Source organism: Brevundimonas sp. (assembly GCF_044239655.1).
Classification (GTDB): domain Bacteria; phylum Pseudomonadota; class Alphaproteobacteria; order Caulobacterales; family Caulobacteraceae; genus Brevundimonas.
The window spans coordinates 1-9,499 of sequence record NZ_JBIIAY010000119.1; the positions used below are offsets into that span (position 1 = coordinate 1).

10 protein-coding genes are annotated in these 9,499 nt (G+C 68.0%); 3 read left to right on the forward strand and 7 right to left on the reverse strand.

The window, feature by feature from the left end:
- Positions 1-258 precede the first annotated feature (258 nt).
- The 4 genes from ACILQR_RS13650 to ACILQR_RS13665 form a co-directional block, all read right to left on the reverse strand.
- Positions 259-1,461: an NAD(P)/FAD-dependent oxidoreductase gene (locus ACILQR_RS13650; protein ID WP_395651943.1), complete on the reverse strand. Its 1,203-nt coding sequence runs from the start codon at positions 1,459-1,461 to the stop codon at positions 259-261.
- Between the two features lie 19 nt (positions 1,462-1,480).
- Positions 1,481-2,710: a beta-ketoacyl-ACP synthase I gene (fabB, locus tag ACILQR_RS13655; protein WP_395651944.1), complete on the reverse strand. Its 1,230-nt coding sequence runs from the start codon at positions 2,708-2,710 to the stop codon at positions 1,481-1,483.
- 53 nt (positions 2,711-2,763) lie between these two features.
- Positions 2,764-3,306 carry a 3-hydroxyacyl-[acyl-carrier-protein] dehydratase FabA gene (gene fabA, locus ACILQR_RS13660; RefSeq protein ID WP_395651945.1) on the reverse strand — a complete coding sequence of 181 codons (543 nt, stop codon included), beginning with the start codon at positions 3,304-3,306 and terminating at the stop codon, positions 2,764-2,766.
- Positions 3,307-3,371: 65 nt separating this feature from the next.
- Positions 3,372-4,007 (reverse strand): SH3 domain-containing protein, encoded by a 636-nt coding sequence (locus tag ACILQR_RS13665; RefSeq protein ID WP_395651946.1) that lies wholly within the window; start codon positions 4,005-4,007, stop codon positions 3,372-3,374.
- Positions 4,008-4,074: 67 nt separating this feature from the next.
- Between ACILQR_RS13665 and ACILQR_RS13670 the strand changes: the two genes are divergently transcribed.
- Entirely contained in the window at positions 4,075-5,061 is a 987-nt protein-coding gene (locus ACILQR_RS13670) for a 2-hydroxyacid dehydrogenase (protein WP_395651947.1), read from the forward strand.
- A gap of 90 nt (positions 5,062-5,151) precedes the next feature.
- Positions 5,152-7,161 (forward strand): alpha/beta hydrolase family protein, encoded by a 2,010-nt coding sequence (locus ACILQR_RS13675; protein ID WP_395651948.1) that lies wholly within the window; start codon positions 5,152-5,154, stop codon positions 7,159-7,161.
- Here ACILQR_RS13675 and ACILQR_RS13680 read toward each other — a convergent pair whose 3' ends face one another.
- Positions 7,162-7,908, reverse strand: a complete 747-nt coding sequence (locus ACILQR_RS13680; protein WP_395651949.1) for a HesA/MoeB/ThiF family protein — start codon at positions 7,906-7,908, stop codon at positions 7,162-7,164. It lies immediately after the preceding gene.
- A 47-nt stretch (positions 7,909-7,955) separates the two neighbouring features.
- The gene (locus ACILQR_RS13685) at positions 7,956-8,345 is read right to left on the reverse strand and encodes a BLUF domain-containing protein (protein ID WP_395651950.1); all 390 of its coding nucleotides are present in this window, start codon (positions 8,343-8,345) and stop codon (positions 7,956-7,958) included.
- A gap of 142 nt (positions 8,346-8,487) precedes the next feature.
- Here ACILQR_RS13685 and hslV point away from each other — a divergent pair, with 142 nt between their 5' ends.
- Positions 8,488-9,045 (forward strand): ATP-dependent protease subunit HslV, encoded by a 558-nt coding sequence (gene hslV, locus ACILQR_RS13690; RefSeq protein WP_395651951.1) that lies wholly within the window; start codon positions 8,488-8,490, stop codon positions 9,043-9,045.
- Between the two features lie 164 nt (positions 9,046-9,209).
- Here the strand turns inward: hslV and ACILQR_RS13695 are convergent.
- Positions 9,210-9,499: hypothetical protein (locus ACILQR_RS13695; protein ID WP_395651952.1), on the reverse strand; the 290-nt coding region annotated here is incomplete at its 5' end.

Genomic DNA, 9,499 nt, shown 5'->3' on the forward strand with positions numbered 1-9,499 from the left:
AAACGGGTGCGCCCAAAGACGGGCTCATCGCGAGGATGAGCCTATCGCCGGGCGCACCCGCTGCGGTCCGACATCACGCTGTCGTCCGGTTCCGCGCGGCGGACTTGGGGGAAAGCCGCCGGGGAAGCGTTCCGGACAATGGCGCCAGAGGGGCCCGTCCCGCTGGATCAAGGTATGTGCAGAAACGGACTGCCGCAACCCGCCGGGGCACCGCAGGTGGGTTAACTCTTGGTTACTCTTCGGCTTTCGCCCAGATCGTCAGCAGGCTTGTCCGGCGGCCCATCCGGAAGACCAGGCCCACTGAAAGTTGTAGCCGCCGAGCCAGCCGGTGATGTCCACCACCTCGCCGATCAGAAACAGTCTCGGTACCGAATTCGCCTGCATTGTCTGTTGATCCAGCCCCTCGGTCGCCACCCCGCCCAGGGTGACCTCGGCGGTGCGATAGCCCTCCGATCCCACCGGCTTGACCGTCCAGCCGTTGACTGACTCGGCGAGGGATTTCAGCCTTTTGTCACCGATCTCGGCCAGCTTGCCCGCGACCTCATGCCGCGCCGCGACCGACTCGGCCAGCCGACGGGGCAGGATCTGCGACAGGGCGGTATGGACCGCCTGCTTGCCGTTGGCCTCCTTGGCCGCCTTCAACTCGGCATAGACGTCGCGGTCGGGCGCCATGGCCAGGGTGATCGCCTCCCCCTCGCGCCAGTATGAGCTGATCTGCAGGACGGCCGGACCCGACAGGCCCCGATGGGTGAACAGCATGGCCTCGCGGAAGGTCGCCCGCTCCCGCTCGGTCGTCACGTTGGTCGCCGCCACATCGACCGCGACCCCGGCCAGGGGCGACAGCTGTTCCAGCAGCCCCGCCTCGAAGGTCAGGGGCACCAGCGCCGGCCGTGTCTCGGTGACCCTCAGGCCGTGCCGCCGCGCCAGATCATAGCCCCAGCCGGTCGCTCCCATCTTGGGGATCGACTTGCCTCCCGAGGCGACGACGAGCGAGGCCGCCGTCACGCGCGCCCCGTCCGACAGGGTCGCCGCCCAGCCCTCGCCGGACCGCTCAACCGCATCGACGCCGGTCGAGAGCTTCAACGTCACCCCCGCCGCCCGCATGGCGTCGGTCAGCATCCGCACGATCTGCTTGGCGCTGTCGTCGCAGAACAGCTGGCCCAGGGGCTTCTCGTGCCAGGCGATGCCCGCACGATCGACCATGGCGATGAAGTCGCGCTGGCTGAATCGCTTCAAGGCCGACGTCGCGAACCGCGGGTTCTCGCCCAGGAAGTTCGCTGGCGTCGTCCCTGTGTTCGTGAAGTTGCACCGCCCCCCGCCCGAGATGCGGATCTTCTCGCCGGGCCTGGCGGCATGATCCACGACCAGCACCCGCCGTCCGCGCCTGCCCGCCTCGATGGCGCACATCATCCCGGCCGCGCCCGCGCCGACGATCAGGACGTCATAGGGCTCCGCCTTCATGACAGCAGAGCCCGGTGCATCAGACCTTCGACAGGATCAGCGTCCCGTTGGTGCCGCCGAAGCCGAAGCTGTTGGACATGACGGTGGTCAACTCGACGTCCTTGCACGCGCGCAGGATGGGCATGCCCTCGAACTGGGGGTCGAGGGTCTCGATATGGGCGCTCTCGGCCGCGAAGCCGTTGGCCAGCATCAGCAGGCTGTAGATCGCCTCCTGCGCCCCCGCCGCGCCGAGGCTGTGGCCCGTCAGCGACTTGGTCGAGGAGATCAGGGGCATCTCGTCGCCGAACACGGCGCGAACGGCGTCCATCTCCTTGGAGTCGCCGACCGGCGTCGAGGTGCCGTGCGGATTCAGATAGTCGATCTTGCGACCGCCGGCCTGGTCCATGGCGATCTTCATGCACCGTTGGGCACCCTCGCCGGACGGCGCGACCATGTCGTAGCCGTCCGAGTTGGCCCCATAGCCGACGATCTCGGCGTAGATTTTCGCCCCGCGCGCCACGGCCCGCTCATATTCCTCGACCACGACGATCCCCGCCCCACCGGCGATGACAAAGCCGTCGCGGGCGACGTCATAGGCCCGGCTGGCTACCGAAGGGGTCGCGTTGAAGTCGGACGACATGGCCCCCATCGCGTCGAACATGTTGGACATGGACCAGTCGATGTCCTCGACGCCGCCGGCGAAGACCACGTCCTGCTTGCCCAGCTGGATCTGTTCGGCCGCCGCCCCGATGCAGTGGGCGCTGGTCGCGCAGGCCGAGGAGATCGAATAGTTGACGCCGCGCATCTGGAACCAGGTCGACAGCACGGCCGACGGCCCCGACGCCATGGCCTTGGGCACGGCGAACGGTCCGATCCGCTTGGGCGCGCCGCGTTCGATCGTGGTCTGGGCGGCTTGCAGGATGACCTGGGTCGAGGGACCGCCCTCGCCGACGATCAGGCCGATCCGGTCATCGCGGATTTCCTCAGGCGTCATGCCCGAGTCCTTCAGCGCCTCTTCGAAGGCGATGTGACCCCAGGCCGTGCCGTTGGCCAGGAACCGCGCGGCGCGGCGATCGACCAGGGGGGCCCAGTCCTCGGCTTTCACGCCCAGCGATGGGGGTGCCCAGACCTGGGAGCGGAAGCCGTATTTGATGTGGTCGGGGGCGGTTACGACGCCGGAGCGCGCCGACCGCAGGGAGGCCGTGACCTCTTCCTGTCCGGTCCCGATGGAGGAGACGATACCCAGCCCGGTGACGACGACACGCCGCATGAGGTTTCCTTCGCTTCGCTTCAGTATCCGCGTTGATCGCGGTTATGGTGTGGTTAGCCGCCGACGGGCTCGGTGGCCTTCTGATCGGCGCCGAACAGGCCGACGCGCATATCCGTGGCGGTATAGATGGGGACGCCGTCGGCTTCCATCACCCCGTCGGCGATGCCCATGACCAGGCGACGGTTGATGACCCGCTTGAGCGTGATCTTGTAGGTGACCTTTTTCACGTCCGGCTGGACCTGGCCCGTGAACTTGACCTCGCCGACGCCGAGCGCCCGGCCGCGCCCCGGCCCGCCGATCCAGCCCAGATAGAAGCCGACCAGCTGCCACATGGCGTCCAGGCCCAGGCAGCCGGGCATAACCGGGTCGTTGATGAAGTGGCACTGGAAGAACCAGAGGTCGGGATGGATATCCAGCTCGGCCTCGACATAGCCCTTGCCGTGCTCGCCGCCGTCGCCGTTGATCTGGGTGATCCGGTCGAACATCAGCATGGGCGGTGCCGGCAGCTGGGCGTTGCCCGGACCGAACAGCTCGCCCCGGCCCGAGGCCAGAAGGGCCGCGTGGTCGAACGAGGACGGATATTTCGACTGACTCAAGGCGGAAGGCTCCGATTGCGTCGCGTGGGCCTACACGACGAAGGGAACCGGCTCAACCTTCTCGATCAGCGAGCCGGTGCCGCTCCCGCCGCCCGGTTCGCGTCACACAGCGCCCGGGTGGCCCCGCCGAAGATGCGGGCTTCGGACACCCAGCCGTTGGCCTGGCGCCCGCCGACATGGCACCAGCCGCCCTCGCAGTCGTCCAGTGACACCACCGAGCGGGGCGACAGCCGGGCGCGGACGGGCGAGGTCTCGGATCGGCCGGCATGCACCGGCGTCTCCTCGGCGGAGATGTTGAACGCTCCCCGGCGGCCCGACAGGACGCTGCGGTGGATCCAGGCGACGGCACCGTCGGGGTCGCAGACCTTGCGCCACTCGCGGGTCTCGGCGACGACCTGAACCGGCAGGCCGGCGGCGCGATATTCCCACAGGATGCGGTAATCCGACCCCGGTCCCTGACGAGCGCGGACCTCGTCGGACTTGAGCGTCAGCCAGCGCGGCACGGGCTGGCGGCTGGGGGTCGGGCGGCCGTCGGGCATGACGGCGGCGGCCTGGGCTGCAGCCAGACACATCAGGGCCATCGCACCCACCACCACGGCCGGAACGGCGGCCCGTGCGGGGCGACGACCCGCCGAATCGACGGTTTCACAGGCGTCGGCCTCATCGGCGCTTGGGAACCGTGGCGATGCTTTGCTAGACACCCTTGTCGATCCGTCGCGGCGGGCGGGGTCGGATACCGACCCTCGCCTCGTGAAACCCAGGGAATCCATGTCCACCCGCAAGCTTAAGGTCGTGTTAACCAGGCGCCTGCCCGACGCGGTCGAGACGCGGATGCGCGAGCTGTTCGACGCCGAACTGAACCTCAAGGACCGGCCCATGGACCGGGCCGCGCTCGAGGACGCCGTCCAGCGCGCCGACGTCCTGGTCCCCACCATCACCGACGAGATCGACGCCGCCCTGATCAACGGGGCGGGCGAACAGCTGAAGATGATCGCCAATTTCGGGGCCGGGGTGGATCATATCGACATCGACGCGGCCGTGGCCCGGGGCATCATCGTCACCAACACCCCCGGCGTCCTGACCGAGGACACCGCCGATCTGGGCATGGCCCTGATCCTGGCCGTCAGCCGCCGCATCGTCGAGGGGGCCCAGGTCGTCGCAGCCGGTCAGTTCGAGGGCTGGACCCCGACCTGGATGTGCGGACGCAAGCTGTGGGGCAAGCGGCTGGGCATCGTCGGGATGGGCCGGATCGGCCAGGCCCTGGCCCGCCGGGCCAAGGCGTTCGGGATGCAGGTCCACTATCACAACCGAAAACCCGTCAGCCCCCGGATCGAGGAGGAGCTGGGTGCGACCTGGTGGGACGACCTCGACGAGATGCTGGCCCGGATGGACGTCGTCTCGCTGAACTGTCCGGCCACGAAGGAGACGCACCATCTGCTGAACGCCGACCGCCTGGCCCGTCTCCAGCCCCACGCCATCCTGATCAACACGGCGCGCGGCGAACTGATCGACGAGGCGGCCCTGTCGGAGGCGGTGGCCCGGCGCGGGATCTACGGCGTCGGCCTCGATGTGTTCGAGAACGAACCGGCCATCCATCCCGGCCTGCTGGCCCATCCCAATGTGGTCCTCCTGCCCCACCTCGGCTCGGCCACGCTTGAGGCCCGCCAGGACATGGGCGACCGGGTCATCCTGAACGTCATGACCTACCAGAACCAGCACCGCCCGCCGGACCGGGTGATCCCGGCCATGCTGTAGGCAGGCGTGTTTCGGCTTGACGGCACGTGCGCCTTGCGGCTCGCATGCATCCATGAGTTGAGGGGGCGTGACGTGCCATTGCGAAAACTGATGCCGGGACTGTCCCGGCGCGAGATGGTTCTGGCGCTCGCGGTCGGCGGCGCGGGCATCATACAGGCCGGTAGGGTGCAGGCCGCACCCATACAGGGGGGAGCGCCCTACGCCCTTGCGGACTTCTTCAAGCCCGATCGGACCCGTGGCGTGGCCATGTCGCCGTCGGGCACCCGCATCGCCGTGGTCGAACAGCTCGGAACGACGGAGGCCCCGCATGCGGTCGTCGACGTTCTCGATGCCGCCGATCCCGAAGGCCAGGCTCGCCGTATCGACCTGGGGCCGATCGACGTCGAGCGGGTCTACTGGGGCAACGACCGCCGCCTTCTGATCCGCGTCGTCACCAAGCTGGAGATCGCCCGGCGCACGTCGACCGGTTCCAATATCCGTACCGGCGGTGGCGAGTTGTGGAACCGGCGCATCGTCTCGATCGACATCGACAGCGGGGCCCGGGTCACCCTGTTCGAAGGCGAGCGCAGCCGCGCGCGGGGCAACCTCGATCTGGGTCAGATCGTCGATCTTTTGCCCGGTGACCCCGACCACGTCCTGATGCTGGCCTATGAGCCCGGCGGGTTCCTGGCGCTGTATCGGGCCGACATCAACGACGGCACAGCCGAGCGGCTGGAGCGGGGCAATTCCGGCACCTTCCGATGGGACACCCTGAACGGCCAGGCGGTGCTGCGCCACGACATCAACGCCCGCGGCACCCTGGAAAGCGTGTACGCCCGCGCCCCCGGCCAGACCGAATGGACCCTGGTGCGGCGCACCCGATTTATCGATGCGCCCGACTTCTCGTTCGTGGGAGGCACCGACCGGCCGGGCATTGTCCTGGTCAGCGCCCGGACTGGCGAGGAGGATGTGGAGACGATCCGAGAACTGGATCTCGCCACCCTGGCCTTCGGGCCGCCCATCTCGGCCAGGGCCGGACGCGATGTTCTGTATGGATTGAGGGACTCGGCCGGGCGTTATCTGGGTGCGGCCTATTACGGGGACCGGCTGGAGTACGCCTTCGCCGAGCCGGCGCTGGCCGCCCATCACCGGGCCCTGAACCGCTTCTTCGAGGACGATTGCGACGTCTACTTTACGGACGTGGATGTGTCTCGCAACCGCCTGATCGCCCGTGTCACGGGCCCTCGGGAGCCGGGTGCCTGGTATTTCTACGATCGGGCCGCCCAGAGGATCGTCAATGTCGGCGCGCGTCAGGATCTCGACCCTGTGCGTCTGGGGCCGGGTGAGGTCCTCAAGGTCCGCACACGGGACGGTGCCGAGATCGAGGCCTATCTGACCGCCCCGCCGTCGCGGCGGCCCGGCCCCATGGTCGTGCTGGCCCACGGAGGGCCTGAGGCGCGTGACCTGAGAGGCTGGGATCGACAGGCCCAGGTCCTGGCCGCCCAGGGCTGGTGGGTACTTCAGCCGAACTTTCGCGGGTCGGGTGGCTATGGTCTGGCCTTCGCCAAACAGGGCTGGGGCCGCTGGGGCGACCTCATGCAGGAGGATATCGAAGACGCTGTGGCTCATGCGATTTCGGCGCGCGGGCTAGACGGCCGCCGGGTCGCCATCATGGGAACCAGCTACGGCGGCTATGCGGCCATGATGGGGGCGGTGAAGACGCCGGGCCTGTACAAGGCCGCCATCTCGATCTGCGGCGTTTCGGATCTTCCCGACATCCTCGAATGGGAGAAGCGACAGGACGACACGCCGGGGCAGGAGATCTTCGATTTCTGGTCCAAGCGGATCGGCGTGCTCGGCGTCGATGACGACAGGCTGTCGGCGGCCTCACCTCGTCGGCGCGTCGCCGAGATCGCCTGTCCCGTCTTCCTGGTTCACGGCACCGACGATCCGATCGTGCCGGTGACCCAGACCCGTCGCCTGAACGCCGCCCTGCGTGACGCCGGAAAGCGGGTCGAGTTCGTCGAGGTCAATGACGCCGGCCACGCCGACTGGGAGGACGACAAGGAGCAGGAACTGATGGGTCGCTATGTGGCGATGCTGACCCGGGCTTTCGCCTGATCAGTGTGATCCCGAACAGACCGGGCAGTCCGGGTCGGCGGTGATACGCACGGTGCGCGCGGTCGCTGACAGGGCTTCGTACAGCATCAGCCGACCGGTCAGAGGTTCGCCGGCGCCGGTGATCAGCTTGATCGTCTCCAGCGCCGCCATCGCACCCACCACCCCGGCCAGGGCACCGACGACACCGACGCGGGCGCAGGTCTCGGCGTCGGGGGGAATCTCGGGGACCAGGCACTGATAGCAGGGGCGACCGGCGAAGACCCCGACCTGCCCCGACCAGCGGCCCAGGGCACCCGACACCAGGGGCACACCTTCGGCGACACAGGCGGCGTTGACGGTGAATCGGGTCTGGAAATCGTCGGTGCCGTCCAGAACGACGTCGTGACCGGCGATCAGGGCGCGGGCATTGTCGGCGCTCAGCGGCTCGGCGACAGGCTCGATGCAAACCCCGGGGTTCAGGGCGGTCAGGCGGTCGGCCCCGGCCTCGACCTTGGGGCGGCCGATGTCGTCGCCGGTGAACAGGATCTGGCGTTGCAGGTTGGACAGGGCGACCGTGTCCGGGTCGACGAGGGTGATCGTTCCGACGCCGGCTGCGGCCAGATACAGGGCGGCCGGACCTCCGACGCCACCGGCGCCGACGATCAGCACCCGGGCGGCGGCCAGCTTCTGTTGCCCCGGGCCGCCGATCTCGGCGAGCACCAGATGGCGGGCATAGCGTTCGACGTCGTCATCGGTGAACTGGGGCACGCCTGCTTCTAGGGCGTGGCCGGCGCGATGTCAGCCCGGGGGGTGGCTCAGGCCGCCTGACGGTAGTCCAGCATGGCTTCGACGTCGCGTACGGTCAGCAGTTCGAGATCGGCCAGACCGACCCTGGACAGGGTCTCGGCCGGTTGATGGCAGTAGCCCGCCGCCTCGGTCAGAAGGCGGCTTTGGATCGGCGTGTCGGCCAGGACCTGGAGGTCCTTCATCCGGGGGTCGGCCTGCATCCGGCGCAGCATGCGATCGACGTCGGCTCGTTTGCCCTCGACGACCTGAACCATCCGGCCATCGTAAAGCAGGATGGCGCTGCAGATGTGGTCACGGCGATTGTTGGCGTCGGACGCGCCGAGAATCTGGGCGATCGAGGACGTGGACCGACCCGTCAAGCCGACCATTTCGGCGGTCAGCATCAAACGCGTAAGCATGTAGTCTCTCCTGCCTGAATGGTTTTGTGGATATTATTGCCAAGGTAGCGCTCACATGGGGCCATTTTAAGCCTAACGCCGCTCGTTGAAATTGCTCGCAAACCCGCTTGCACCGCCCCATTTCGGTCGCCATCTGAGGAGCATGACCCAGAACGAAACCCCCTCCGGCCCCGGCTGGCACGGCACCACCATCCTGGCGGTGCGCAAGGACGGCCGCACGGTGATCGCCGGCGACGGCCAGGTCTCGATGGGGCCGACCATCGTCAAGGGGGCGGCGCGCAAGGTTCGCGTCCTGGCGGGCGGCAAGGTGCTGGCGGGTTTCGCCGGGGCGACGGCCGACGCCTTCACCCTGATCGAGCGGCTGGAGGCCAAGCTGGAGCAGTATCCGGACCAGCTGGCGCGGGCCTGCGTCGATCTGGCCAAGGACTGGCGGACGGACCGATACCTGAGGCGGCTGGAAGCGATGCTGCTGGTCGCCGATGCGACGTCCATCTTCACCGTGACCGGGGTCGGCGATGTGCTGGAGCCGGAGCACGGCGTGGCGGCGGTGGGATCCGGCGGCAACTACGCCCTGTCGGCGGCCCTGGCCCTGTTGCAGAACTCCGACCTCGACGCCGAGGCGATCGCCCGCAAGTCGATGGCGATCGCGGCGAGCATCTGTGTCTATACGAACGGGAATCTGACGGTGGAGACGCTTTGATGTTCTTCCCCCGCGCAGCGGGGGAAGTGTCGCGTCCTTGAGCGAAGCGAAAGCAGCGACGATGGGGGCGGTGTGAAGGAAAGCAGAAAACTTCCCCCATCGGCCCTGGTCTCGCTTCGCTCGACGCCGGCCCGCTTTCCCCCGCAAGCGGGGGAAGAACGCGTTTACCCGCTCGCGCCGAAGTCCAGATCCTTGCGCGCCGCGATGATCGTCACGATGAAGCCGGCCAGGACGTCCAGCATGACCATGGTCAGGATCAGGAAGAAGGTCGAGGTGGCGAAGCCGCGGACCAGCAGGAACTCGACCAGGCAGACCACGAAGACGATCAGCGACAGGGCGTGATTGACGATCGCGACCTTCTGGCTCGACGTCGATTTCAGCAGCTCGAAGAACAGCAGGATCAGCGACAGGAACAGGATCAGGTCGCCGACACCGACGTTCCAGTTTGCGCCCG